Genomic DNA, 242 nt, shown 5'->3' on the forward strand with positions numbered 1-242 from the left:
CCCGTACCGCCTTCTCACTGAGGTTGCGCGGCAATTGTGGCAGGTGACGCCGACAATCGGGGATCAGGGCACCGCCCGGGCCGGTCGGAACCCGGCGGGGCCTCCTCCGCCGGCCGGGGCCGGGATCAGCCCCTGCGGCCCCGGCCGGCGGAGGAGGCCCCGCCGAAGAGCCGGGCCAGGGCCCGGAAGGGAAGCGTCACCACGGTGGCGACTGCGCCACCGATCTGGCGCAGTACGTCTGC

General features: G+C 75.2%; 1 protein-coding gene. It reads right to left on the minus strand.

The features are described from left to right. Positions 1-125 precede the first annotated feature (125 nt). A partial coding sequence (locus KUM40_RS41780) for an LPFR motif small protein (protein WP_254395995.1) occupies positions 126-242 on the minus strand: 117 nt, incomplete at its 5' end.

The sequence above is a fragment of the Streptomyces sp. AC512_CC834 genome (genome assembly GCF_019049325.1).
GTDB lineage: Bacteria > Actinomycetota > Actinomycetes > Streptomycetales > Streptomycetaceae > Streptomyces.